Below are 26213 nucleotides of genomic sequence, written 5' to 3' on the forward strand. Positions count from 1 at the left end.
ATCATTTTTGGCATAATAAATGGCAGAAACGTCGACTATTTTTGGGTTTATGAAGTACGTTTCTGCCACAGATATTTTATCAGATTTTAAAAAGACTGTCGACAGTCACTTTGTCAACAGTCTGAGATTTCGTCTTAGATAGACGAAGTCTTTTTTTATTATTTGAATATTTGAATAGAAAGTTTTAAGGGAGGAAAATTATTTATGAATGGTCTATTATTATTGGCTATTGCTGCTGCATTATTACTTACAGCTTACTTGGTTTATGGACGTTATTTAGTTAAAACATGGAGAATTGATCCAAAAGCTAAGACACCTGCTTATGAAAAAGAAGATGGAGTTGATTATGTTCCTAGTAATAAATGGGAAGTATTTGGACACCAATTCTCTTCAATTGCTGGAGCCGGTCCAGTAACAGGTCCAGTACTTGCGATGGTATTTGGATGGTTACCTGCATTTTTATGGGTAATGGTCGGAGGAATCTTCTTTGGTGCCGTACAAGATTTTGGTGCTCTATACGCATCTGTTAAATCTCACGGTAAATCAATGGGACAAATCATTGAAACATACATTGGTAAAACAGGACGTAAATTATTCTTCTTGTTTTGCTGGTTATTTACTTTATTAGTTATTGCTGCATTTGCTGACATGGTTGCAGGATCATTAAACGGATACAATGCCGCTGGTGCACAATCTTTACCTAGTGGAGCTGCTAGTTCAATCACAATTCTATATGTATTTGTTGCAATCGCATTTGGTTTCTTCTTAAAGAAAACGGGGCTTTCTGGATGGAAACAAACTGTTTTAGGCATTGTACTAATCGTCGCTATGTTAGCATTAGGAATCGCATTCCCAGTTTACTTCACTAAACAAACTTGGGTATATCTAGTATTCGTTTATATCTTCTTTGCAAGTGTTACACCAATCTGGGTATTAAAACAACCACGTGACTATTTGACTACATTCTTATTCATCGGAATGATCGTTGCTGCAGTTGTTGGTGTATTTGTATCAAATCCTACAATCACATCACCTGCATTCACTGGATTTAAATCTGCAACAGGAAGCTATATCTTCCCAACATTATTCGTTACAGTTGCTTGTGGTGCTGTTAGTGGATTCCACTCACTTGTATCTAGTGAAACAAGTTCTAAACAAATTCGCAACGAAAGTGATATGTTACAAGTTGGATACGGAAGTATGTTGCTTGAATCATTACTTGCTGTACTTGTAATCGTTGTTGTTGGATCTTTAACTAGCTTAGCTAGCAAAGGCGTATTAAATGAAACATTATCTTCTATGGCATTTGCTGATACTGCAACTCCATTTATTAAATTTTCAGTTGGTGTTACTGGATTGATTTCCCAATTTGGATTCCCTCAAGAATGGGGTCTATGCATCATGACAATGTTCGTTTCTGCTTTGGCATTAACTTCATTAGATGCTGTTGCTAGAATCGGACGTTTATCATTCCAAGAATTATTTGAAGTCAATGAAGAAGCTGAAACAAACAGTGTTGTCGCTTTCTTAACAAATAAATATGTTGCTACATTGATCACATTAGCCGGTGGTTACCTATTAAGCTTAGGTGGATATTTAAATATCTGGCCATTATTCGGTAGTGCTAACCAATTATTAGCTGCGATGGTATTAGTATCATTATCTGTATTCTTAAAAGTTACAGGACGTAAAGGATATATGTTATATGTACCAATGGTTATGATGTTAGTTGTAACAATGACAAGCTTAGGAATGTCAGTATACAACATCTGCTTAAAGTTATTCGTCACTGGCGGATTCGTATTTATGACAGACGGACTACAATTATTCTTTGCTGTTCTATTAATGGCATTAGGATTGATGATCTTCATTGGTTCTGGAAAGAAATTAGTTCAACCTGTTGAAAAGGCAAAACTTCAAGAACAAGAACAAAACGCATAAAATAGTTAAGACCGCATCAAGCGGTCTTTTCTTTTCTCTCTATTCATTACATTTTAAAATACACTATACTCTGTAAAAGCATCAATAAGGCGATTTAAATGAGATGATTATGAGAACAATAGATTGTTTCTTCTTGATCATTCAAGATTAAATAAATAAAACTCGTATTGTTTTGAAACACCCTTTAATAACTGTTGTATCGTTTCAAAAGGCATAGAAGAAATTACTGTAGAACAGAAAAGAATCAACAATGCACTGATGAAAAATCATAACGCGATCATCAAATTAGTTACAAAAGTAGCCAATGGTTATCGCTACTGGGAACGATTCAGAAACAGATGCATGCTAGTCTTGGAGAAGGCATCGATTTTGAATTTAACAAGGATGAGGGAAGCATTAAAATGGTTGAAAAAAAAGGACCCGGACAACTAACCTGTTGTCCGAGCCTAATCTCAGTTACAAATTGTTATAAGGTATATGCCGCCCCTTAAATTCTTGGAGAGCAAGTTCAACAACCCCTACAAAATGTATTGTACTAAAAATCCATCAGAACTAAGTCTGATGGATTCATTTTTTTTACTATTCAACACCAATAATAAATGAGTAAACTGGTTGATTTCCTTCATTGATTTCAACTTCTGCATCACTGTTATCTTCGATGTAAGCAGCGATTTCTTCAGCCTGTTCTTCTGTAGCTGTATCACCATAAATCAAAGTAACAAGTTCACTATCGTCGTCTAACATTTTATCCAACAATTTTTTTGTTGCTTCCATGCAATCTGGACAAGATACACAAATATCTTTTCCAAAAATACCCATATATTCATCTTTTTTAATTTCAAGACCATCATATGTTGTATCTTTGATTGCATAAGTCACTTCACCAGATTTAACATTTTCAATAGCTTCATTCATTTCAGCTAAATTATCTTCTAATTCAACATCTGGGTTGAACATAACACAAGCGCTTAATCCTTGTGGAATTGTTTTACTTGGAAGTACATGAATATCTTGATCTGAGCATACCTGTGCAGCTTGATTTGCAGCTAAAACAATATTTGAGTTGTTTGGTAAAATGAAGATATGATCTGCATTCAACTTTTCAACGGCTGAAACAAAATCTTCTGTACTCGGATTCATTGTTTGTCCACCACCAACAACAATGTCAGCTCTAAGTTCTGTAAACATCTTCTTGATTCCATCACCAGGAGCTACGGTAATAATGGCATATTTTTTGTGTTCTGCCATTTTTTCCTCTTCTTCTTTTTCGATAATATTGTCATGCTGCTCTTGCATGTTTTCAACTTTCAACTTAATAAAACGACCCTGACGACGTCCCATTTTAATCGCTGTGAATGGTTCTAATGTATGAACATGAACTTTTACTAAATCCTCATCTTGCACACAAACAATTGAATTACCAATTGTTGCTAATTCATCTTTAAAGCTAGTTTCAGAAAAATGACGAACACCATTTTCAGATAACTTCAAAATAAATTCTGTACAGAATCCATATTCTTCTTCTCCACCCTCTACTTTAGCTTGTGCACTTTCACCAGCTGCTTTTGCACCTTCAAGTTGTACTGGATGACCTTCCATAGCAGCAAGGAATCCTTCTAAAATCACGCAAAGACCTTTTCCACCGCTATCAACTACACCTACTTCTGCAAGTACAGGTAATAATTCAGGTGTTCTTTGTAAAGAAGCATTGGCTTCTTCCACCATCTTCTTCATAACATCCATACAATCTGTAACATCTTCAGTTGTAGTGTATGCATATGTATAATCTGCTGCTTCACGAACAACAGTTAAAATTGTTCCTTCTACTGGACGCATAACAGCACGATACGCAACTCGACTTCCATTAACCAATGCATGAGCCAATTGAGATGCATCCATATCATCTAAATCTTCTACCGCTTGATAGATTCCTCTAAAAATCTGAGACGTAATAACACCAGAGTTCCCACGTGCACCCATTAATAATCCACGAGATAATGTTTTCGCAATATCTTTTACAGAATCTGAATTCGTTTTAAGCGCTTCTTTTACACCATTTGAGACAGTTAAATGCATATTTGTACCTGTATCTCCATCTGGCACAGGGAAAACATTCAATGCATCGATTTCCGCTGAATGATTTGATAAGTTATTCATCCCGGATTCAAGCATCTGTTTAAATAAAATACCATTAATTCTTTCCATCTCTTACCCCTACTTTACCGCACGAACACCTTGGACATAGATGTTTACAGCGTTACATTTAACTTCCAAAGTTTTCTCCAATACATATTTAACACGTTTTTGTGCTTCATATACAACTTGACTTAATTTAATTCCTTGTAATGCAATAATATAAAGATTCAAAACTAATCCCGTTTCATCTTGTGTTACAACAACACCACGAGCATAGTTTTCTTTTTTCAATAATTCGGCCCAGCCATCTTTCAATGTTTTCTGACTAGCCATACCTACAATACCGTAACATTCAGTAATTGCTCCACCAGCTAAATTGGCAATCGCATCTAATGAAATTTCGATATTTCCGTATTCTGTTGATTTATTAATAGGCATAATAAAACCTCCCGTTTTTATTAATTATACTCTACTTAAAATATAAACACAAATCCTAATACGCTTCTACAAAGCTTTGAGATTCCTCATCCCAATAATAATATGTACCGTTTCCATCATAATATTCACCTGTATTTGGATCATAATACATTCCAATGGCTTCATGATAATATACGCCTGTGTTATCATCATAGACCCATTCAGCCTGATTCTCAGATTCATCTTCTGTTGGCTGTTGTTCTTCTTGAGTCTCAGTATTTTCCGAAGTTTTTTCATCTGTTGCTTCAGGCTTTTCGGCCTTTTCCGTCTTCTCTTCCTGTTTTTCTTCAACCTTTTGTTTCGAATTCAAATCATCACAATTCACCTTTTCAATTGTTGAATGTGTAGAATCTAAAACCAGACAAACAGACTGTCCTTTTAGTTTTGTCAAAACACTTTGGTATTTAGATAACATTTTTATACTTTTTAAATTGGTATAAACAATATTCCCATCTTGCATTGTGATTTTAAACATATTCTTATCATAACTTGTTTTATAAGGTAAAATTTCTGCAAACTTTTCAATTAATTCTCGAGTTAACACTTTGCGATGTTTTTGAAACTGTTCACACAACTGCTTTCTTTGTTTTGCATTAAAATTTGACAACAAAGGAAAATGTACAATCGTATTTAAATATTGTTCATCTATTTCAATCGAAGAGCCATCTTGGCAAAGGGCATAATTCTTATTATCCTTCACATAATAGCCAACTATCAATTTTTCCTGTACATTAAAAGTAAGCTTTCGATTTTTCTTTGAAACATCACAAGACTGTACAAAAGACATCTTTTCTACTCTCTTTTCCAATATAATCGAAGGCATTAAATAGATACGTGTCTTCGTACTCACATTTGCCAAATCGTAGACTTCACTATCTGACAAATAATAGTTGTTTTTACATGATAAAACCTTGACATGGGAATCTGTAGAAAAATAATACACAAAAATACTAGCTACCATCATAACAACGAGACTAAAAATAATCGATTGTTTAATAGTTAGCTTTAATTTTTTCTTTACCAATATAACTGCTCAACTTCCGTAACCATGTCAATGTTATATTCTTTTTTTGCTCGAGTTTTAATTTCATGAATCAAATCACGAACATCTTGAGCTGTCGCATTTAAATCATCATTCACAATAAAATTACAGTGCTTTTCACTAACCATTGCACCACCAATTTTATGGCCCCTTAATCCCAACTCTTCAATCAATTTCCAAGCTGGAATTTCTTCTGGATTTCTAAACACACTACCTGCACAAGGCTTATCCAAAGGCTGTGCACTCATTCTTCTTTCACGTCTAGAATTCATCAAGTCACGAATATCATTTTGGTTTCCTTTTTCTAATTGGAAACGACCCACTAAAATAGTCCAATCCTTGTGTGATTGGAAGATAGAATGACGATATGCATAATCCAATTCATCTTTTTTCATCCAACAAATTGTATTATCTTTTAAAACACAGACATCAATTAAATGATTAGCCAAATTATCCTTATAGGCTCCGGCATTCATATAAAGCCCACCACCAATCGAGCCTGGAATTCCACTTGCCCATTCCAAACCTGTTAGTGATCTTTTCATGGCCTCTACTGCCATATTTATAATTGAACATCCCGCTTGGGCTACTAGCACTCCATCTGGTTCAAAATAGAAATCATTCAAAGTACGATCTAAATTGATGATTGCACCATGAAAATCTGTATCCGAACATAAAACGTTAGATCCACGTCCAAGTACATAATATGGAATGTTTTCCTGTGCAAGTATTTCAAGCACACACATTAGTGCTGTACAATTTTTGGGATATATATAATAGTCTACGCAACCACCAATCTTAAAAGTGGTATGTTTCTTCATAGGCTCATGTTCTAAAACTTCTGCATACGTCATTAAACGATCCTTTATGCTCATATTAGTTCCCCTTTTTACATATATTTTTCAATAAATCTATAATATCATATGCCGCATTCGGTTTACCCATCTGCAATGCATGTTCATGTGTTTGTTCATATACCACTGGATTTGCGTATAAAGATACAATTTGACCTTGCAAAGTTTCTGCATTCAAATCCTTTTCTTCAATAATACGACAAGCTTGTTGTCTTAGCAGCATACTCGCATTATAAAATTGATGGTTATTTGCCACATAAGGACTTGGTATCACGATAGAAGGAATCCCCAAAGCTGTTACTTCTGCAAGCGTTGTAGCTCCTGCACGACAAACCATTCCATCTACATGTCCATAAATGCGCAATGTATCTACATATGGTACAACATGAATATTTTTTTGGCTTTCAAATAAGTTCAAATCTTGAGAATTGTCTTTTCCGCAGACATACAAAAATTGTAAATCATCATTGACATCCTTTAAAGCACTCTTCATTAATTCATTTACAGAACTAGAGCCCAAAGAACCCATTACAATAAGGATGGTTTTTTTATCTAAATCTAAACCTAATGATTTAAAATAGTCTTCATCAAATATTGCCTCTTTGGCAATTGTTGCTCTTGGATTTCCCAACATATGAATCTTTTCCTTTGGAAAAACCTCATTACATTTTTCATAACAAGTTATAATCGCATCCACTTTCTTCATAACAAGCTGGTTGGCCTTACCAACAATGGAGTTTTGTTCATGAATTACGGTGTGGATTCCTAAAGAATGAGCTGCCATAATAACTGGCGCACTCACATATCCTCCAAATCCAATCACAACATCTGGATTGAATTCTTTTAAGTATTTTTTTGCCTTACCTTCTGCTTTAAACATCTGACAAATCGCCATACATTTTTTTAATGCATTCCCTACTAATCCAGAAGTATGTAAAGCCTTAAACGCATAGCCATTTTGCGGAATCAAATCCTTTTCCATGCGATCATCATTTCCAATAAATAATATTTCAGTCGAAGAATCGAGTTCTTTCATTTTATCCGCTAAAGCTAAAGCCGGATAAATATGACCCCCTGTTCCTCCTGTCACAAAACAAATTTTCATATTAAAAACCTCACCAAGTATATCATATATCAATCTTTTAAAACAATATCGTCACTTGTCTTTTCCAGTTGTCCAGTCAAAACAAAACGATGACTCGATTCAAATCCATAATCTAAATCACATGTGGATAAAGAAACAAACTTTTGATCTGTATTCACCATATCATTGAAGTATGTAGACGACTGTTTCATCGAATCTAAAGTCTCTAGTCTATAATCTCCAAATGACGTTGTATAGAATACACTATCGTCTGTAGTTTTCGCAAATGTAAATACATGACAGTTATAATTCGCATCTGGTGTTAATAAATAGAATACTGGATGCGACTTAAAAAAATCTTCATCACAATACTTCTTTAATAAGGTAAACATGCCTCCACCTTCAACAGAATGGCCATATATAATGGAATTATCATCTTGGAATTGTGCATCCGCATTCGCATCCAAAAAAATCGAACCTCTATTATTATATTCCCCACTCACTGTATGATTCAAATAATATTCATTATCTTTCGATTGCATAACAGGAAAAGAAATATCACAACCTGGAACATAGATCCATCCTACTATATTTTTATTCTCTGCTTGAAGTGCTGCCCAATCAGGCTCTAAAACATTCTTTTCCACTTTATTTTCTCTTTTTTTCTTAATTACTTTTTTTTCTAATTGTTTTGTTTGTGTCACAACTTGTTGTTTCTGCGAATAAATATCCCATAAATTATAGGCACTGTACCCAAATACACAAAGGCTAACGACAAAAACAATTCTATATATCCATTTTTTCATACAGCTTAATTTTAACACAAATAAAAAGGATAGAGAAATGAATTCCCTATCCTATAAAGATAATCGCAATTATTTAGTTAATTTACTAGCAGCAGCTTTATCTAATACAACAACTACATCAGCGTGGTTTTGTAATGCACTTGCAGCACATGCAGTATCGATTGGTCCTTCGATCATAGCTTTAACAGCATCTGCTTTATTTTCACCATTAGCCACTAATAATACTTTTTTAGATTTCATAATTGTTCCAATTCCCATTGAAATAGCTTGTGTTGGAACTTTGTTAATATCGTTATCAAAGAAACGAGCATTTGCTTCACGAGTGTTTTCTGTTAAATCAACGATGTGAGTTAATGTTTCAAATGGTGTACCAGGTTCATTGAATCCGATGTGTCCATTTTGTCCAATTCCTAATACTTGTAAGTCAATGGATACTTCACTTAAAGCATCTTCATAAGCTTTACAATCAGCTTCTGTACTTCCAAAAGGAACATGTGTATTATTTAAATCAATATCAATATCTTTAAATAAGTTTTCATACATAAAAGTATAGTAAGATTGAGGATCTTTACGATCGATTCCTACATATTCATCTAAGTTATAAGATTTAATATCTTTATAGCTATATCCATCTTTGTGGTATTGGATCATTTCCTTATATAATCCAACTGGACTAGATCCTGTTGCCAAACCTAAGACAGCATCTTTCTTAGCATCCAATAATTCTTTCATGACTTCAAATGCCTTTGCTGACATTTCATCATAGTTTTCACATACAATAACCTTCATTGTTATCTCCTCCATATTTCTTCTAATATTATAACATAGCGCTTTCAAAATAAAATGCATATTTTAGTAATGCTTTTGTCATTTTTAACAAATTAGTAATATTTGCACTTTTTAATTGACTTTACGTTAAAAAGAAGAAAAAAAGTTAAAGATACTGTATAATAAAAACAGTTAAGGAGGACATACAATGCCTAAACAAAACCCATTATTAAACATTGTTAAAAAGCAAAAAGAAGGTAAAGCCGTAGCTATCTATTCATGCTGTTCAAGTAATGCATTCGTTATTGAAGCTGCGATGGAAACCGCAAAAAAACAAGATTCATGTGTTTTAATTGAATCGACTGCAAACCAAGTTGATCAAAATGGTGGTTACTCAGGAATGACACCAAAAGATTTCTTCAACTTCTGTCATGAAAAAGCAAAAGAAGCTGGATTATCAAGTGATCGTATTTTCTTAGGTGGAGACCACTTAGGACCATTAACAGTCGCAAACAAACCAGAAGCAGAAGCTATGGAATACGCAAAAACATTAGTACACGACTATGTTCGTGCTGGTTTCACTAAGATTCATATTGATACAAGTATGAAAGTTGCTGATGATGATCCAAATACTCGTTTAAGTGATGAAACAATTGCTCGTCGTGGAGCCACTTTAGCTAAAGTTTGCGAAGAAGCTTACCAAGAATTACTTCAAGAAAATCCAGAAGCGATTCACCCAGTATATATCGTCGGTAGTGAAGTTCCTATTCCAGGTGGAGCTCAAGAAGAAAATGCTGGTATGCAAGTTACAAAACCTGAAGACTTCAAGAATACTGTAGCTACATTTGAAAAAGCGTTTGATGATATGGGAATCGCAGATGCTTGGAACCACGTTATTGCTGCTGTTGTTCAGCCAGGTGTTGAAGAAAAAGATGCTGGATGTGAAGAATACGATCGTGAACGTGCTAAAGATTTAATGGCAAGTATTAAAGATTTTGACAAATTAGTATTTGAAGGACACTCAACTGATTATCAAACTAAATACAAATTACGTGAACTAGTAGAAGATGGTGTTGGAATCTTAAAAGTTGGTCCAGGACTTACTTATGCTGCTCGTGAAGGAATCTTCTCATTATGCATGATCGAAGAAGAATTGGCTGCAGTTTATGGATTTGAAACGAGTCATTTCCGTGAAGAATTAGATAAAGCTATGTTGGCAAACCCAGGTAAATGGGCTCCATATTATCATGGAACAGAAAATGAAATTGCATTCAAACGTAAATATTCATTCTCTGACCGTTGCCGTTATTACTTACCTCAAGAAAATGTTAAGAATGCTTTAGCTAAATTATTGACTAACTTAAAAGAACACCCAGTACCATTACCATTGTTAAGTCAGTATATGCCTTTCCAATATACTATGGTACGTGAAGGTAAATTGAACAATACTCCTGAAGACTTAATCAAAGCTCGCGTTATGTATACAATTGAAGAATATACTTACGCTAGTCACCAGGAAGAATTAGTTCGCTAAAACAAATATTGCGCATCTTATAGATGCGCATTTTTTTTGCAAAAAAAAGGTTCAACGGAACCTTTTACTTACTCTTTCGAGAAATCAATTCTTTAGCATGATATAACGCAAAGATAAATGTTAATGCACTAATTACATAGTTAAGAGTTAACATCCAACCTGTATAGTTTTCGTTATATGCATTAATAATAATCAATACAGCTAATGCTAATAATAGAACCATTTTCAAAATGATTTTATTCGTATCTAAAGTTTTAATAGAAGCTTCACTCTTCATTTTTTCATTACACTTAAAATTTTCAATACGAACTAAGTTTTTCAAGAATCGTCTAAATCTAAATTCTAAAAATCCATATACTGCAACACCAGCTAACACACATAACCAGATAGGCATATCAAACATCAACATCAAAATGAATCCGATAGCTCCCATCACAAAGCGCATACTGAATTGTTTATATCGATCTTCATTATTTGCTAAAATATATCCAGTTTTAGAAAACACATCATAATATACCGCTCTTCCACGTTCATCTTTATAAACATGCCAACCAGATACATTACCCTTTAAATCAGTTTCCTGTTTTTTTCTTGTCTTTCTTCCTTCTGCCATAACTATCTCCTTACCACTCAACTACTTCTTCTAGTTCTTCTTTTTTTAGATTTTGTCGTTTCTCTTCTTCTTTAAAATCAACATAATCTGTATATGGTGTCAGACACCCATTATCCTGCGGTTGATCATGACCATCCATATGTACCATTATTTTGTCAAGAATATCGGTTTGTGTCAACTTTTCTCCAACTTTTGAAGCTTTCAAAAAACTTGGAGCACGACCAATCTCCATAAACATCGTTTCTAATTCAGCATAATCTGCTGAATGAATACCTTCTGTAAAATATTCTAATTCCTGTAGCATCATTTTGCAGAAAGTCTTTACGTCACGCATATCAATGTTTCCTCTAAAAATAATGAAAACCTTATGATCATTTGTCACTTTTAATGGTTGAGACATAGTAAATTTATTCTGGATTGCCTTATAAGCTTCTTCCCTTGTCTTTTCCATATACTCTAAGTAATAAGGTTTATCCTCTAATTCCTTATTATTATATATATTGAAATAAACTGTATTGTATACTCCACAATGTCTAAAAATTGTACCTTTAATACTTGTTGCATAAAGAACTGGATATTTTTTATCAGCCATAATTTGTACCTCCTTAATTTCATTTTTAAATCATTAAAAAAATTTTTAATGGCCTAAAAATAAAATTAAAGGTTGTAAGGATATAATCCGTTACAACCTTATATTTGAGAGAAAATATTCTAACATCGTTAGACTAGCCTACTAGATAACTGTCCAAGGAACTGGTACTAGAGGTGTATATCCACCAGCCCAGATACCAAATGCAGCTCCAACAATACCGATTACTAAGAATAATGCGATACATTTTACTGGAGTCCAGTTTTTCTTCTTAATCAATACATAGCACATCATAGTGAATGCGAATGCGATTAAGCAAGGTAAAATCATATTTAAGTAGTTTTGGATTACAATTGGATCACCTTCACCATTAGCGATTGAGATACCTAATTTAGTTCCTCCACCATAGTTAGAAATTAAAGCACCAACAACGAATACACCTAATACACTTGCAGCGTGAGTGAATGCTTTAGCGTTAGCAGTCATCATCTTAACAGCAGTTAAACCTAAGTTGTATGACCAGTACATTAAAGCATAACGTAAAACCATTTCAACACCGAATGCGATAACGAAGTATAAGATTGGTCCCATGATACTTCCATCAATAGCCATGTTTGCAGTTAAACCAGCAGTGATAGGAATTAATGTATACCAGAACAATGCATCACCAATACCACCTAATGGAGCAGCAGTTGAGATACGTACAGAACGAATTGTCTGAATATCAGTTTTTTGTTGTTCCATTGATAATACGATACCCATAACGAATGTTACGAAGAATGGGTGAGTATTAAGGAAATCCATATTGTGAGTCATAGATGCAGCTAAGTCATCTTTATTTGTGTGGATTTTTTCCAAACCTGGTAAAATAGCCCATAACCAACCAGCAGATTGCATACGTTCGTAGTTGAACGCAGCCTGTAATTGGCAAGAACGCCATACCATTTTATTTAAAGTCTGTTTATCTAATCTTGCAGCAGGAGTAGTATCCTTGTAAGAAGTCATTGCATTAGATTCCATCACTTACACCTCCCTGCGCAGCTTTTGTTTCAATAGAAGTAATCTTGAAGTCTAATAATGCGATTGCAACACCGATAAATGCAACTAAGATCAAGCAAGCAGAAGCTGTAGCTTCAACGTTACCAAATAGTAATGCAGTTGCAAAACCAGCTAGTAACCATCCCCACAAGTCGTTAGAAAGCATAATCTTTAACAATACAGCGAAACCTACGAAACGCATCATTCCACCGGCAGCACTTAAACCACCCATGAACCAGCTTGCGTTTTCACTTAAGCTTTGTAAAGCACCAGAAGCAGCAGTTCCACCAACATATGCTAAAATAGCAATTACAGCAAATAAAGTACCTAAGATAGCCATAGAAGTATTCAATACAGCAGTGATTCCTTTAGGGTTAGCTTCATTAGCAGCTTTATCAGCTTTAGCCATTAAACCAGACATGATTGTAAATGTTAATGTTACAACGTATTGTCCGAATGTAGCGAAAATCATACAAGCACCTAAAGCAGCATTAATGTCCATTTTTGCTTTAACAGCGAAAATCATAGCAACAACTGATCCTAATACAGCGTTAGGAGGCTGTGCTCCACCAACTGGCATGTTACCAACCATCATTAACTCATATGTACCACCAACAACTAAGCCAGTGTTTACATCACCTAAGATTGCACCAATAATTGGACAAGCAATGATAGGACGATAAACGATTTCAGTTAATGAGAATTGGTCGATGGCAAAGAAGAATGTTACAATTGCCAATAACACAATTTCTACAATATTCATTTTTCATTTTCTCCTTTTTTGGATTAGCTCCAAAGTTTATTAATATCTTCAGGTGCGATGTCAGGTACACGTTGAATTTCTAATTCAACACCTAATTCTTGCAATTTCTTGAATGCAGCAACATCATCGTCATTTACAGCTACTGTAGTAGCAACTTGACGTTTACCTTCAGACATGTGCATGTTTCCAATATTACATTTTTTAATTGGAACACCACCCTCAACTAGACGTAATACATCTTGAGGTGTTTCACAAATGATGAAGATTTTTTGAGCAGGACTTGCTTTTCCAATAATGTCGATTGTCTTCTGAATTGAGAAGTAACGAGTCTGAGCATAAGCTGGAGCAGCCATGTTCATCAAACCTTGACGGAATTCATCTTTTGCGACAGCGTCATTTGCAACTAATAATAAGTTAGCTCCTAGAACTCCACTCCATTGAGTTGCAACTTGACCGTGAATCAAACGATTGTCGATTCTTGTTAATAAGATATTTGGCATATTCTCTCTCCTTCCTGATAGCGCTTTCTTCTTTAAAGAATAACTATCTTGACTATATTATACATTTTCTATGCATAAATGCTTTACACATTTTAAGCAAATGTTTGCACTTTTTAATATTTTTTTAATATTTATCACTAACAATTATAAAAATTGGCAAAAAAAACACATAATTATCACAAAATTAATTTAAAAACCCTTTTTGAAAACCTTTTCACAAAATAAAAGGACACTAGCATGTCCCTTCTTTAAACTCTTTTTTTACTTTTTCTAACTTTTCAGGTTCAGTAATCAAATCTAAACCGATTAACGCAATAGCTGTAGCTGCTGTTACTAATCCAGCTTTTCCATCTTCACTAATTGTTGCAGCCGCCATTTCTTTAGAATGACCAGCAACTGAGCAATCTGCAATCTTAATCGTTCCCTGAATTGTTGGACAAACATAACTTACACTTCCAACATCTGTAGAACCACATGGAACTTCATCAACCGGATTAATTTGCTCAACTCCTAGCTCTTTATATTTTTCTGTCAACATATCAGCTAGCGTATAGTTGATTTTTGTATCTTCATAAGGACATTCATACATGCTTGTTTTGTAAGTTGTTTGACTTGCAGTACATGATCCCTTTACACAATCCTCTGCACGAGCTGCAATCTCTTTACAATATGCCATTGTAGTTGCTCTAAAATAATACTCCATACTTGCATAAGCAGGAATTACATTGGCAGCTAAACCACCATCACGAATAATTCCATGAATATATGATCCTGGAGTCACAAATTGACGTAACATTGAAATCTGTGTATATGTACTGATAGCTGCGTCTAATGCACTGTGTCCCTCTTGAGGACGACATCCATGCGCATTTTTGCCAAAGAATTCATACTTAATTGGTAAAATAGCCAATGATCTTGATCCAACACCATTTTCTGTACTTGGATGAACCATTAAAGCTGCATCTACATCATCAAATACCCCAGCTTCACTCATCTTAACTTTTCCACCAAAGTTTTCTTCACCAGGCGTACCCACAACACGTACAATTCCACCAATTTCATCTATAACACTCTTCAAGGCTTCACCAGCCGCAATACCAATACCAGCAATCAAATTATGTCCACATCCATGTCCAACTTCAGGCAGTGCATCATATTCACACATATAAGCAATTGTTGGCCCTTCTTTACCCGATTTATATTCAGCCACAAAATCTGTATCTACCACTACGCTAGGCTTTACATCAAAGCCTGCATCTTTTAAATATTTCACCAATACCTTCTGTGTTTCATATTCCTCAAACCCTGTTTCCGGATTATCATATAATGTTTTTACAATATCCATATATGCATCTAAATGCTCTTGAATAGATGCCTCAATTCTAGTTTTATAATCCATTCTAAATACCTCCGCATGTAAAAATATCATACCTCATTTTCAGATATTTGAAAAGTTTTTACAAAAGAAAAAAGCCAGGCAAAGCCTAGCTTAAATATTAAATGCCATCTGAAAAATCGTCGTTTTGTTCAACGTGTTGGAATACATAACGCATAACTTGGTCTTTTCCAACGTTGCAAGCTGATTCAGCTAAAGCATGAACATCTTCAGAGAAAGTTCGAGTTAAGTTGATTTCAACTAACATACCTAAGTTTGTACCTGCAACAACTTCTACGTTTCCTCTTGGGAATCCAATTTCAACAGCCGTTTTAAATGGAGAACCACCAGCCAAATCGCTTAACACAATAATTCCTTCGCAGTCCTTCAATGAATTCATAGCATCTGTTAATTTTTTTGCTAAATCATCCGTTGAATCTGTAGCTTCAAAATCTACAGCAACATAATCTTTAGCATCTCCAGCAATCAAGTTTAAGCTTGTAGTTAAACCTGTCGCAAAGTGGCCATGACCAGTAACAATTAATCCTATCATCTTCTGTTTTCTCCTCTAATTTTCTCCTCTGAATTCTTACTTTGCAGTATATGGGTAAATAGTAACACCCTTAACAACACGGTTTACTTCACCTGTTGGACATGGATTGTCTGGTGTAATCTTGTAGCTCAATGATTTAAATAATGCGATAACCTGAGCAACTAAAATATAGTCAAATCCTAAGAAAATATTATCTTTAGGTGCATCTAAATCAAAGTTAATGAATGTATCTACTAATCCTTCGATTTCAGCATCTGCATGGCTAGAAACAGCAACTAAACGGTTCTTTTTGCGTTGTCCACTCATTTCTTTAATAATGTCATATTCATATTGTCTTTGATATTCATCATCTGATAAATAAACAACTGTTAAACATTCATCGTTGATAACTGATTTAGGTCCGTGACGGAATCCCATTGGACTATCAAATGTAGTTGTAACTGTACCAGCAGTTAATTCACAAATTTTTAATTGACTTTCTTGAGCAATACCCTTCAATGTATTTGCACCTAAGTATACAATACGGTTAAATTCCGCAAAGTCAGCAACTAAATTTTCACATACTTTGTATCCTTCATCAACAAATTTTTGCCCTTGTGCAATAACACTTTCCATTTCTTTTGCAACTTCATCAATATCATCTAAACGGAAACATAATAATGCAGCTAACATCATGTTAGAGAAACTTGAAGTCATTGCGAAAGACTGGTCATGTGTTTCTGGTGTTAAGTTAATATCGTAAGCATTGTCACGAGTAGCAGCCGCTTTTGCTAAAGCTCCATCTTTGTTACATGTAATGAATAAATGATACACATTTTCCTTACATACTTCATCAGCAACTTGTACTGAGCCAACACTTTCAGGAGAGTTTCCTGAACGACCAAAGTTCACTAATAAAGTCTTTTTGTTTCTTGATAAATAGTTTTCTGGAGTTTCTACTAAATCAGTAGAAGCATATGATTTTGCATGGTAACCAGTATAACGGTTAACATATGAATATAATGCATTACCTACATATTCACTTGTTCCAGCACCTGTAAACACGATATCACAATCTGGATCACTTAATACAGGTTCCATGAATTTCTTTAAAGCTTCCTTTTCATTTTTGATTTGAGCAATTGTTTTTGCCCAAGTGGCAGGTTGTTGGTAGATCTCCTGTGCTGTAAAAATACCACTTAATTCTTCCCAAGTTGATTTTTCTTTTCCGAACATTTTTCTTTCTCCTTCTGAACTAATTTCATTATAACCGTTTTTAACTAAAATAAAAGATTTTAGATGAAAGTAAACTAAAAAGTGCAAATTTGTTCTTTAAAAAGACAAATTTTTATTAAAAAAGAAGGATTTCTCCTTCTTAAAGTACCTCAATCCAGTATGAACAAGACCACTCTTCATTTGGTTTTAAAACCATAGTTCCTTCTCTATGATAGAAATCTGGTGTTTCTTTTTCGAAATCCCCATGTGAATACCAAGGTTCAATGCATAAGAAATCCGATGCACTATCATGAGTCCATAAAGCCAAATATGGATATCCCTCAATCGATACACGAACCACTTCTTCATCTCCATGTTTTAAAGTTACATAATTTGATTTTAAATCCTTATAAATAATCGTCGCATACTTCTGTACATCTTCTCTAGACAATTTCCATTCTTTAAATACAACATCCTGATACTCTACATTCTTTTCGTAGCTAGGATCAAACAACAATTGTTTCGTATTTTCTTCTTTTTCAAATGCCAAAGTATACGTAGAAAATTCATCATCCAATTTAAAAGCAGGATGCAAACCAAACCCAAAAGGCATATCCTTAGAGTCATTATTTTTTACATGATACTGAATTAAAACTTTATTTCCATCCAATTTATATCCAATCTCAAAATGAAAATTAAAAGGATATTGAGCTAACGTTTCCTCATTCGCATCTAAGCAAAATACAAGTTCATCTTCTTTACTTTCACCCTTTAAAGTCGCATAACGAATCAAGCCATGATTTTTCATCGCATATTTTTTACCATCAATCTTATAATCCTTTGTATACGTATTTCCTACCATTGGAAATAAAGAAGGATTTCTACCAGACCACCCCTGATCTCCTTGATATAAAGTTTCATGATTTGTACTCTTCTTTACTAAGTGCAGCATTTCGCCACCCTTTTCTGTACACTCCAACTTCAATACATCATTCTCTAAAATATAATCCATCTTATTCTCCTCCTATTCAGCTTTTATTTTCCCATTAAGAAATTGTAGATGCCATCCTCATCCACTCTTCCAATCACAACATCACTAACTTCTTTTAATGCATCACACGCATTGCCCATCGCTACACCCACATCGGCAAGCTTCAACATATCAATGTCATTGGTTCCATCCCCAAAACAATACGTTGTTTCAAATGCATGAGCATCTATGATTTTTTTCACAGCCGTTGCCTTATCTACTTGATTCGCACGCAATTCAAAACAATCAGGATATTCAACATACCCTAAATTCTTAATCAAAGGTCTTAACGCCTCTTTTGTTTCTCCTTGGCAAAAAAGTAAAACATTCAACACTTCATCCTCTTTATAAGGCTTATAAACTGGACTATTTAGATACAACTCAAAATATATATTATGCGCAAAACTAGAATATGGCGTACCAAAATAATTTCCCCCACGTGTACTGTAACGATATTCCAAGTTTCGTTCTTTACAAAATTGATCTATACTTCTCATTGTTTCTTTTGGAATGCAATTCATTTCAAGAATCTCTTTATGTTTATCCAAAATTAAAGCACCACCATCACTGATCATACAATCAAATTGAAATGAACGCATACAAGAAGGAAGATTCTTTAATTCAGATTGACAACGACTCGTTGATAAAGCTACAAAGTGTCCTTGGCTTTGTAGTTCATTTAACATTTTAAAAGTTTTCTCACTCACTTCATGGAACCTGTTATTATAAAGTGTTCCGTCCATATCAAAAAAATAACCATTCATATCTTAATAATAGCCTCTTTCTAATCTTTTTAAAAGAATTTTTGATTTTTAATAATAAATTCACATTGAACTTCTATAATAAGAAATGTGACTACAATCTCTTTTCTAGTAGTTTAAAACATATAGCACTTCGCACAATGTGGTCACTAATGCCACAATACACCTCCTTAAATGATTGTTGTGGCAAAAGAAAAACCTGGAAAACCAGGTTTTTCTATTTAATGAATTCTTTGATCTGATCTATACGCTCTAGAGTTTCATCATATCCTAATTGAAACCAAGGACCCAATTTTTCTGGATCTGTTGTATAACGAGTGACTCCAAGATCTTTATGAGGACGCAAAACCAATGCCTTACCCTCTTTTTCAAGCTCAGCAATTTTATCCCACTGTTCCTTATAGCGAACATGACGATTTCTTAAATCATCTGTAATTTGTTTGTCCTTATAAACCAAGTTTGAAAGCCACAATTGCCATTTAGGAGCCGGCTTACGAACATAGCCCTCTTCCTTTGTAGAAATCACTATATGCTTATCGTTTCCAGCACGAAGACTTTGTTCAATACTAATCATATCTACAAGACCAGCATCCATCCACATTTCCCCATTAAACTTATAAGGTTTAGCTAGAAGCAACAAAGCACAACTTGCCTTGATCAATGTTTCATCTTTATCAATATGACTCTTATTAAAATATTCTACCTTATGCTTTTTTAGATTATACAATCCTACTTCCATTTGCGTTTCACTATTTTGGAAAGCCTCTAAATCCAATGGAACTCTAGACTCAATAAAATCATACGTAGCTTCAATGCCAAAGATCGAACCTTCTTTAAAGAATGGTCGCCACCCAACTACACCCTTTTGACAAGGTGCATCAATACCTGTAACCTCTAAACGATCTACCTGTTTTGAAACATAACTCAATAAAATTTCTGTACCAGCACTAATTCCTACACAATAAGGAAGAATAATGTCGCGTTCGAGTAAACATTTTAATACTCCTGCAGAATAAGCAGCCTTAGTACCTCCACCTTCTGCAACAATACCAACTCTACTCACGCACTACACCACTTTCTTTTGCCGCATCTGCAACTGCTTGAGCCACAACATCTGCAACTCTTGGATCTAAAGCGGAAACAATAATATGTTCACTATCCAACATATCTTCTGTAATCATTGAACTGATCGCATAAACAGCCGCTTCTTTCATTGCATCATTGATACAAGTAGCACCTGCTTTTAATGCACCTTTAAAGATGCCCGGGAAAGCCAACACATTATTGATTTGGTTTGGATGATCACTACGACCCGTACCCACAATATAGGCACCAGCTTCTTTTGCGTCTTCCGGCTCAATTTCAGGAACTGGATTAGCCATTGGGAATACAATTGCCTTTTCATTCATAGACGCAATCATTTCTTTAGATACGATATGACCTGCACTAACACCAATAAATACATCTGCGCCAACTAATGCATCCTTTAAAGAACCCGTTTTTCCTTCTTTGTTTAACTTGTCAATCAATCCTCTTTGACCACTTGTTAAATCCATATCGGCTGTTAAGATACCTTGTTTATCCACTAAAATAACATTACCCAAACCAATCTTTAAAATCAAAGTCGCAATCGCAACACCAGCACTGCCAGCACCATTGATTACGATTGTTGGATTTTGTTTTTCAGCCAATTTCAAAGCATTTACCAAAGCAGCACAAACTACAATAGCTGTACCATGCTGATCATCATGGAAAACAGGAATATTCATTTTTTCCTGTAATCTTTTTTCAACTTCAAAACAACGCGGAGCCGCAATATCTTCTAAGTTGATTCCACCAAAGCTAGGCTCTAAGCTCGAAATAATCTGAACCAATTCATCTGTATCTTGTGTATTTAAGCATAATGGAACGGCATCCACATTTCCTAGCGCCTTAAACAATACGCATTTACCTTCCATTACCGGCATACCTGCTTCAGGACCAATATTTCCTAATCCCAAAACCGCACTACCATCACTAATAACCGCAACAGTATGTGCTCTACCCGTATAGACATAGCTGTTCTTTTTATCTTTTTCGATTTCTAAACAAGGTGCCGCAACACCCGGTGTGTAAGCAATCGATAAATCATCTCTATTTTCAATCTTCATTTTTGGAACGGTTTCTAATTTACCATTCCACTTAGCATGTAACCTTAAAGCTTCCTTAGCGTAATCCATGACAACCTCCTACCCAACGATTTTTAATACGATTTCAACCATCTTTTCCATCTTTTGAATACTTGCGAATTCAAAACGACCATGATGATTAAATGAACCCGTACCTAAGTTTGGACAAATTAATCCTCTTGCCGTCAACATTGCACCATCTGTTCCACCACGAATTGGTGTACTAACTGGTGTTACATCACATTGACGCAATGCATATTTTGCCTTATTCACACTACGCATATCCCCATGCATATATTGACGCATGTTTTCATATTGATCACGAATCGATACATGAACACGGCTTCCGTATTTTTCATTCATCTTATCCGCAATTGCTTCCATCTTCTGTTTTTGTGCAATAAAACTTTGTTTACTGTGATTACGAAGAATATAAGTTAATTTTGCATCTTCACAAATTCCTTCCATACCCACTAAATGATAGAATCCTTGACGTCCCTGTGTATATGAAGGTGTTTGTTTTTTTGGAAGACTCGAAGCATATTCCATTGCTAATAAACTCGCATTGACCATACGATCCTTGGCATCTCCAGGATGAATGCTTGTACCATCAAATGTGACAACTGCTTGTGCTGCATTAAATGTCTCATAATCAACAGAATCAATACGATCACCATCAATTGTGAACGCATAATCCACGGCAAACTTATCTAACTCAAAGTTTTCGACACCACGACCTACTTCTTCGTCTGGAGTAAAGGCAACCGCAATAAATCCATGTTCCTTTTCAGATTGAATCAACTGTTCCATAGCCTCTAAAATAATCGCAATTCCTGCTTTATCATCTGCACCAAGTAATGTCGTTCCATCTGTAACAATCAAATCATCTCCAATGCAGTTTGCCAAAGCCGGAAATTCTTCTTTAGACATGGAATACTCTTCATTTAATTGAATTGCATTTCCATCATATTTTGAAATTACACGACACTTTACATTCGCCCCCGTAATTTCACTTGCCGTGTCCATATGTGCAATAAACCCAATACGATCCATCTTTTTATCTGTATTCGCATTTAAGTATGCATACACAATACCTGTATCGGTTAATTCAACAGAATCAAAGCCTATTTTTTCACATTCAGCCTTTAATTCACAAGCTAAAACCAATTGTTTTTCAGTGCTAGGTGCACTTGTACTTTCTTCACTTGACTGTGTGTCAAATGATGCATAATGCATTAATCTTTTTTCTACTGCCATATTAAATCCCCCTTTATGCCAGTTCTTGTGCTAAACGAGGCACAATTTGTTTTTTACGAGAAACAAATCCTTGATCCTTGAATTCTTCTACAACATCACGAACAAAATGCGATAACTTACCTACATATAAGAAACGTGAGCCACGACCTTCGACATTAGTGATAACCATCAACATCAAATCATATTCATGTATCTTGTTTTGTTCATCCATGTACTTCAAGAAATCCTCTTTAATTTCATCCACAATACTCAAATCAAACGTAAAAACCTGACTTACCGCAATATGATATCCACTCAACATATATTCCTTAACATCATTGTAAAGAATATTCTTGAATTCTTTTCCACGAATCGTAGCCGTATTTTCGAATAATTCTTTAGCCATCGCATCAAAATCAATGCCATATTCACTTGATAAACGTTTTGCCAAATTACGATCAATTGTCGTACATGTTGGTGAATTAAAATTCATTGTATCACTAATCATGCCATACGCAATCAATTTTGCGATGATTTCAGGCATTTTAACACCATATTCTGCATACATCAATCCAACAATCGTACAAGAACTACCTACTATCATATTTCTAAAAACAATTGGACGATCTGTTTCAATATCACCAATACGATGGTGATCCACAATCTCTACAATATTCGCCGTTTCAATATCGCTGATACTCTGTTTCTTTTCATTATGATCCACAAGAATAAACTGTTTCTTTTCAGCCTTCAATAAGTTATATCGAGCAACAGACCCCAATATTTTTTTCTGGAATACAACAGGATAAGATGAGTGACGCGTCTTCAACATTTCACGTTCCACATCCTCTACATATTCACTTTTATTAAAGCGAATCACTTTATTAGCCGGAGTCATAATCAATTCAACCGGAATCGAACGATAAATCATTTGAATGATTTTCATAATATTATAAGGCGTACTAATCAAAGTAACTCCCATTTGTTTTGCCATTTCAATAATATAGCTATTTGGAACAAAGTTTTCTGCTACGACTATAACAGCACAACCCTTTGCCATACTCTTAATCATACTATCTTCATGATCATTTAAAACCATGATGGCACCTTTTAGATCTCTATCCATCAAGCGTTTGTCTGCAATACGAACAAATCCACTTCTTTCAAGATTTCCCTTTAAAATAAAAGAACCCTTTACACTGGCAACTAAATTTTCTAATGGTGTTTCTTTTAATAATTCACTCGTAATATTTAAATCCTGCATCTGAATCTTAGAAACATCACCCAAAGTAACCATGCCTTTATATTCATTTTTATCATCAACAACATATAAAGTCTTTACATGATTTTCTAAGCATAAATCCCATGCACGACGAATCGTTTGCCCTTCTTCAATTGTCACCGCATCATCAATTTCAATTTCTTCCAACGTTGAACGTGCAGTCGTTAATAAAACTGGCATATTTACATGTAATTTATCTAATATAAATTTAGTTTCTGGATTCAAAGTTCCCAAACGAGCAGCTACCGCATTGATTCCTGTCTGTCTTTTTAATTCTGCAAGAGCTAAAGCAGCGCAAATTGAATCTGTATCAGGGTTTTTGTGTCCAATTACATAAATTGGTAAACTCATCGAATTCTCCTCTCAATTATCTTAATTTTGTATATAATATTATAACACAAGAAAAGACTTTTTCTGCGAAAAAGTCACACGTCTAAATGACGTGCCCGGTTCGTTTCCAGTCGTCCGGTAACATTTCAATATCCACTCCATCTTTCTGAATCATTCGGTATCCCGATCCATTCAGTCTTTATCGATGGAGTTTTTATTGTATGCTTTATTTATAAATACTTCAGAATTTCATCCATGATCTATGTACCTATCATCCAGTAAGATATCATAAACTTCTGGTTCTGATTATTTATCTTATTTAATCCACAAATCCCATGCCTCTTCGATTGATCACATAGGCTGCACAATAATGTACACTCAGTCCTTTGATCTTTGTATACTTTTCTTTTCCAATCTTACTCGTATTTCTTGGATCTACTTTGATTACATCCACTTCATTCATCAAACATTTTCTTTCTACTTTTTCTAGTATCTTTTTATACGCAAAACTCGATAATGCTTCATTTTGTTTTTTAGGGCGATAGAGCATCCTTGTTTTCAACTGCTTGAAATTCAAGTCTTCAACTACAAGACTCTTCTTCTTAGATTTACAAAATTCCATGATTTCAATGGCTAGCTGATACAGTTCTTCATTTCGTTTATTTTTAGTATTCTCTTTATGGATTGGATACTTCTTGATCAATACGATATTTCCATCCATATTGGTCTCACATAGTGCTATATGGTCCACATTGATATCGATTCCTACAGCTCCATACAATGTATCTGTCTTTGGAAGATTCATATGTTTTTCAAATATAGCTTTCACAATAAAGTATTCACCATAATCCATCAACTCATAGGCTACTGCCTTATCCGGTGAGTTGTGCTTTTCATTGACTCTTGCGTATAGTTCGTCCTTGTACTTATGAAACTGTACCTTGAATACAATGTCTTTCTGCGTGCTTCGATAGGTCAGCATATCATTATCCACATTTAATTTGAAAAGGTTGTTTGAATACTTGCCTTGTCTTCTTCCTGGAATCAGCATTCTTCTGGCTCTTTTAAAACGATATGTTTCTAAATCACCATTTTTCAAGTTCTTTTTACCGCCAAAGCATACAGAAGGCATCTTTCTTTTAAGTTTGAACTCATTACGGTTTTTTCTAAATTTTAGATTCCGAATAATACTCTTCAATCTTTTGATATTTGGATCCAAGATCTGTACTTCATACAGATAGTCCTCTTCTGTATATTTATTTTTCTTGGATCTAGTGATCAGCTTCTCTTTTTCCTTTAAAGCCTTTTTCAATTGCTTCTCGTTCTTTTTGATTTTTTTGTCTATCTTTTTAAGACGAGTCTTGATCAAATCACGATCTTCCTTTTCTCTGCATTTAAGACTTTTCACCAAGGCCTTGGCCTCATATATGGTGGACAAAGGAAAATAATCACTTGTACCATAGAAGGACTTGATCATTCTTTGATCTGTTTCTGAATAGGTATCATCTTTATAGGCACGATCAAAACAGATTTTGAACGCCTTATGAAGCATACAGTTATACAGTTCAAGATCTTTTTTGATGATCAATTCTGCATCTTGTTCAAGATCTTTATAATAGATTCTTTGCGACATTGAAAACACCTTCATAAGACAAGTCCTCCTGTTCTATCCGTCTCTATTATACTATATTCAAAACAGGTTTAATAGATAGATTTGAGACTTTCTAATTTATTTTGTTTTATTATTATATCACCAATATGATTATGTGATATATCGCTATATTCTCACATGTTCACATTAAATTCACAATGGGACTGCATTTTATTCAATTTAGAATGGTTTCATTCTATACTTAAATTATAGACACTACTTATCATTTAAACATTCCAGTTGAAACTTTATCACTATTAGATTGTGACAACTAGAATATTATTCCACACTCATGTCATTCCAGGTTCTGTAATGCATGTGGTGTTAAATATGCCAAACAGCTTGCAGCCAAAGCAACTTCTTGGTACTATGTCAAGATTTAAGACAACTTAAATATCTGTTTTTTTAATGTTTATGTTTCAAATATTGTTTTTCAAAATTTTGTGGAGATTCATATTCACAATGTGAGTGAATTCGTGTTGTATTAT

The 26213-nt window shown here is 34.5% G+C and carries 24 protein-coding genes; 2 read left to right on the forward strand and 22 right to left on the reverse strand.

The window, feature by feature from the left end; genetic code table 11:
• Positions 1-204 precede the first annotated feature (204 nt).
• A complete protein-coding gene (locus tag FYJ55_RS05450; protein WP_154555987.1) occupies positions 205-1941 on the forward strand; it encodes a carbon starvation CstA family protein in 1737 nt (578 codons plus the stop codon).
• Between the two features lie 579 nt (positions 1942-2520).
• On the opposite strand, the gene FYJ55_RS05455 is transcribed toward FYJ55_RS05450, so the two are convergent.
• From FYJ55_RS05455 to nagB, 7 genes are all read right to left on the reverse strand, one after another.
• Positions 2521-4146 (reverse strand): DAK2 domain-containing protein, encoded by a 1626-nt coding sequence (locus FYJ55_RS05455; RefSeq protein ID WP_154555988.1) that lies wholly within the window; start codon positions 4144-4146, stop codon positions 2521-2523.
• 9 nt (positions 4147-4155) lie between these two features.
• On the reverse strand, positions 4156-4515 hold the full coding sequence (locus FYJ55_RS05460) for an Asp23/Gls24 family envelope stress response protein (RefSeq protein WP_117570682.1): 360 nt from the start codon (positions 4513-4515) through the stop codon (positions 4156-4158).
• Between the two features lie 55 nt (positions 4516-4570).
• Complete coding sequence (locus tag FYJ55_RS05465; RefSeq protein ID WP_154555989.1) at positions 4571-5578, reverse strand: OCRE domain-containing protein; 1008 nt, start codon at positions 5576-5578, stop codon at positions 4571-4573.
• On the reverse strand, positions 5572-6471 hold the full coding sequence (gene murB / locus FYJ55_RS05470; protein ID WP_154555990.1) for a UDP-N-acetylmuramate dehydrogenase: 900 nt from the start codon (positions 6469-6471) through the stop codon (positions 5572-5574). The genes FYJ55_RS05465 and murB overlap by 7 nt, the downstream gene beginning before the upstream one ends.
• A 1-nt stretch (position 6472) precedes the next feature.
• Positions 6473-7555 (reverse strand): undecaprenyldiphospho-muramoylpentapeptide beta-N-acetylglucosaminyltransferase, encoded by a 1083-nt coding sequence (gene murG / locus FYJ55_RS05475; protein ID WP_154555991.1) that lies wholly within the window; start codon positions 7553-7555, stop codon positions 6473-6475.
• Positions 7556-7584: 29 nt separating this feature from the next.
• Positions 7585-8340: a class B sortase gene (srtB, locus tag FYJ55_RS05480; RefSeq protein ID WP_154555992.1), complete on the reverse strand. Its 756-nt coding sequence runs from the start codon at positions 8338-8340 to the stop codon at positions 7585-7587.
• Positions 8341-8409: 69 nt separating this feature from the next.
• A complete protein-coding gene (nagB, locus tag FYJ55_RS05485) occupies positions 8410-9129 on the reverse strand; it encodes a glucosamine-6-phosphate deaminase (RefSeq protein ID WP_154555993.1) in 720 nt (239 codons plus the stop codon).
• Positions 9130-9316: 187 nt separating this feature from the next.
• Here nagB and FYJ55_RS05490 point away from each other — a divergent pair, with 187 nt between their 5' ends.
• Positions 9317-10642 carry a class II D-tagatose-bisphosphate aldolase, non-catalytic subunit gene (locus FYJ55_RS05490; protein WP_154555994.1) on the forward strand — a complete coding sequence of 442 codons (1326 nt, stop codon included), beginning with the start codon at positions 9317-9319 and terminating at the stop codon, positions 10640-10642.
• A gap of 64 nt (positions 10643-10706) precedes the next feature.
• Here the strand turns inward: FYJ55_RS05490 and FYJ55_RS05495 are convergent, their stop codons facing one another.
• The 15 genes from FYJ55_RS05495 to FYJ55_RS05565 all read right to left on the reverse strand — a co-directional run bounded on the left by FYJ55_RS05495 (position 10707) and on the right by FYJ55_RS05565 (position 25722).
• A complete protein-coding gene (locus FYJ55_RS05495) occupies positions 10707-11255 on the reverse strand; it encodes a hypothetical protein (RefSeq protein WP_154555995.1) in 549 nt (182 codons plus the stop codon).
• 10 nt (positions 11256-11265) lie between these two features.
• On the reverse strand, positions 11266-11847 hold the full coding sequence (locus FYJ55_RS05500; RefSeq protein WP_154555996.1) for a hypothetical protein: 582 nt from the start codon (positions 11845-11847) through the stop codon (positions 11266-11268).
• Positions 11848-11988: 141 nt separating this feature from the next.
• Positions 11989-12864, reverse strand: coding sequence for a PTS system mannose/fructose/sorbose family transporter subunit IID (locus tag FYJ55_RS05505; protein WP_117570700.1), 876 nt, complete (start codon positions 12862-12864; stop codon positions 11989-11991).
• On the reverse strand, positions 12854-13645 hold the full coding sequence (locus FYJ55_RS05510; RefSeq protein ID WP_154555997.1) for a PTS mannose/fructose/sorbose/N-acetylgalactosamine transporter subunit IIC: 792 nt from the start codon (positions 13643-13645) through the stop codon (positions 12854-12856). The genes FYJ55_RS05505 and FYJ55_RS05510 overlap by 11 nt, the downstream gene beginning before the upstream one ends.
• 23 nt (positions 13646-13668) lie before the next feature.
• Positions 13669-14145 (reverse strand): PTS galactosamine transporter subunit IIB, encoded by a 477-nt coding sequence (gene agaB / locus FYJ55_RS05515; RefSeq protein ID WP_003863846.1) that lies wholly within the window; start codon positions 14143-14145, stop codon positions 13669-13671.
• Positions 14146-14377: 232 nt separating this feature from the next.
• The gene (locus tag FYJ55_RS05520; protein WP_154555998.1) at positions 14378-15544 is read right to left on the reverse strand and encodes a M20 family metallopeptidase; all 1167 of its coding nucleotides are present in this window, start codon (positions 15542-15544) and stop codon (positions 14378-14380) included.
• 97 nt (positions 15545-15641) lie between these two features.
• Complete coding sequence (gene agaF / locus FYJ55_RS05525; RefSeq protein WP_154555999.1) at positions 15642-16073, reverse strand: PTS galactosamine/N-acetylgalactosamine transporter subunit IIA; 432 nt, start codon at positions 16071-16073, stop codon at positions 15642-15644.
• Between the two features lie 36 nt (positions 16074-16109).
• Positions 16110-17288 carry an SIS domain-containing protein gene (locus FYJ55_RS05530; protein WP_117925977.1) on the reverse strand — a complete coding sequence of 393 codons (1179 nt, stop codon included), beginning with the start codon at positions 17286-17288 and terminating at the stop codon, positions 16110-16112.
• A gap of 139 nt (positions 17289-17427) precedes the next feature.
• Positions 17428-18279, reverse strand: coding sequence for an aldose epimerase family protein (locus FYJ55_RS05535; protein ID WP_154556000.1), 852 nt, complete (start codon positions 18277-18279; stop codon positions 17428-17430).
• A 23-nt stretch (positions 18280-18302) separates the two neighbouring features.
• Positions 18303-19061 carry a Cof-type HAD-IIB family hydrolase gene (locus FYJ55_RS05540; RefSeq protein ID WP_154556001.1) on the reverse strand — a complete coding sequence of 253 codons (759 nt, stop codon included), beginning with the start codon at positions 19059-19061 and terminating at the stop codon, positions 18303-18305.
• Positions 19062-19275: 214 nt separating this feature from the next.
• A complete protein-coding gene (locus FYJ55_RS05545) occupies positions 19276-20121 on the reverse strand; it encodes a patatin-like phospholipase family protein (protein ID WP_270499008.1) in 846 nt (281 codons plus the stop codon).
• Positions 20114-21277: an NAD(P)-dependent malic enzyme gene (locus FYJ55_RS05550; RefSeq protein ID WP_154556002.1), complete on the reverse strand. Its 1164-nt coding sequence runs from the start codon at positions 21275-21277 to the stop codon at positions 20114-20116. The genes FYJ55_RS05545 and FYJ55_RS05550 overlap by 8 nt, the downstream gene beginning before the upstream one ends.
• Positions 21278-21286: 9 nt before the next feature.
• Positions 21287-22483, reverse strand: a complete 1197-nt coding sequence (gene pepT, locus FYJ55_RS05555) for a peptidase T (protein WP_154556003.1) — start codon at positions 22481-22483, stop codon at positions 21287-21289.
• A gap of 13 nt (positions 22484-22496) precedes the next feature.
• Positions 22497-24095, reverse strand: coding sequence for a putative manganese-dependent inorganic diphosphatase (locus FYJ55_RS05560; protein ID WP_118115060.1), 1599 nt, complete (start codon positions 24093-24095; stop codon positions 22497-22499).
• Positions 24096-24393: 298 nt separating this feature from the next.
• Entirely contained in the window at positions 24394-25722 is a 1329-nt protein-coding gene (locus FYJ55_RS05565; protein WP_154556004.1) for an IS200/IS605 family accessory protein TnpB-related protein, read from the reverse strand.
• Positions 25723-26213 lie beyond the last annotated feature (491 nt).

The sequence above is a fragment of the Holdemanella porci genome (assembly GCF_009696075.1).
GTDB lineage: Bacteria > Bacillota_I > Bacilli_A > Erysipelotrichales > Erysipelotrichaceae > Holdemanella > Holdemanella porci.

Bases quoted from the DNA above. Each gene is read 5' to 3' on its own strand.
- FYJ55_RS05450 (WP_154555987.1), top strand. From the start codon at position 205: ATGAATGGTCTATTATTATTGGCTATTGCTGCTGCATTATTACTTACA.
- FYJ55_RS05455 (WP_154555988.1), bottom strand. From the start codon at position 4,146: ATGGAAAGAATTAATGGTATTTTATTTAAACAGATGCTTGAATCCGGG.
- FYJ55_RS05460 (WP_117570682.1), bottom strand. From the start codon at position 4,515: ATGCCTATTAATAAATCAACAGAATACGGAAATATCGAAATTTCATTA.
- murB (WP_154555990.1), bottom strand. From the start codon at position 6,471: ATGAGCATAAAGGATCGTTTAATGACGTATGCAGAAGTTTTAGAACAT.
- murG (WP_154555991.1), bottom strand. From the start codon at position 7,555: ATGAAAATTTGTTTTGTGACAGGAGGAACAGGGGGTCATATTTATCCG.
- srtB (WP_154555992.1), bottom strand. From the start codon at position 8,340: ATGAAAAAATGGATATATAGAATTGTTTTTGTCGTTAGCCTTTGTGTA.
- nagB (WP_154555993.1), bottom strand. From the start codon at position 9,129: ATGAAGGTTATTGTATGTGAAAACTATGATGAAATGTCAGCAAAGGCA.
- FYJ55_RS05490 (WP_154555994.1), top strand. From the start codon at position 9,317: ATGCCTAAACAAAACCCATTATTAAACATTGTTAAAAAGCAAAAAGAA.
- FYJ55_RS05495 (WP_154555995.1), bottom strand. From the start codon at position 11,255: ATGGCAGAAGGAAGAAAGACAAGAAAAAAACAGGAAACTGATTTAAAG.
- FYJ55_RS05500 (WP_154555996.1), bottom strand. From the start codon at position 11,847: ATGGCTGATAAAAAATATCCAGTTCTTTATGCAACAAGTATTAAAGGT.
- FYJ55_RS05505 (WP_117570700.1), bottom strand. From the start codon at position 12,864: ATGGAATCTAATGCAATGACTTCTTACAAGGATACTACTCCTGCTGCA.
- FYJ55_RS05510 (WP_154555997.1), bottom strand. From the start codon at position 13,645: ATGAATATTGTAGAAATTGTGTTATTGGCAATTGTAACATTCTTCTTT.
- agaB (WP_003863846.1), bottom strand. From the start codon at position 14,145: ATGCCAAATATCTTATTAACAAGAATCGACAATCGTTTGATTCACGGT.
- FYJ55_RS05520 (WP_154555998.1), bottom strand. From the start codon at position 15,544: ATGGATTATAAAACTAGAATTGAGGCATCTATTCAAGAGCATTTAGAT.
- agaF (WP_154555999.1), bottom strand. From the start codon at position 16,073: ATGATAGGATTAATTGTTACTGGTCATGGCCACTTTGCGACAGGTTTA.
- FYJ55_RS05530 (WP_117925977.1), bottom strand. From the start codon at position 17,288: ATGTTCGGAAAAGAAAAATCAACTTGGGAAGAATTAAGTGGTATTTTT.
- FYJ55_RS05535 (WP_154556000.1), bottom strand. From the start codon at position 18,279: ATGGATTATATTTTAGAGAATGATGTATTGAAGTTGGAGTGTACAGAA.
- FYJ55_RS05540 (WP_154556001.1), bottom strand. From the start codon at position 19,061: ATGAATGGTTATTTTTTTGATATGGACGGAACACTTTATAATAACAGG.
- FYJ55_RS05550 (WP_154556002.1), bottom strand. From the start codon at position 21,277: ATGGATTACGCTAAGGAAGCTTTAAGGTTACATGCTAAGTGGAATGGT.
- pepT (WP_154556003.1), bottom strand. From the start codon at position 22,483: ATGGCAGTAGAAAAAAGATTAATGCATTATGCATCATTTGACACACAG.
- FYJ55_RS05560 (WP_118115060.1), bottom strand. From the start codon at position 24,095: ATGAGTTTACCAATTTATGTAATTGGACACAAAAACCCTGATACAGAT.
- FYJ55_RS05565 (WP_154556004.1), bottom strand. From the start codon at position 25,722: ATGAAGGTGTTTTCAATGTCGCAAAGAATCTATTATAAAGATCTTGAA.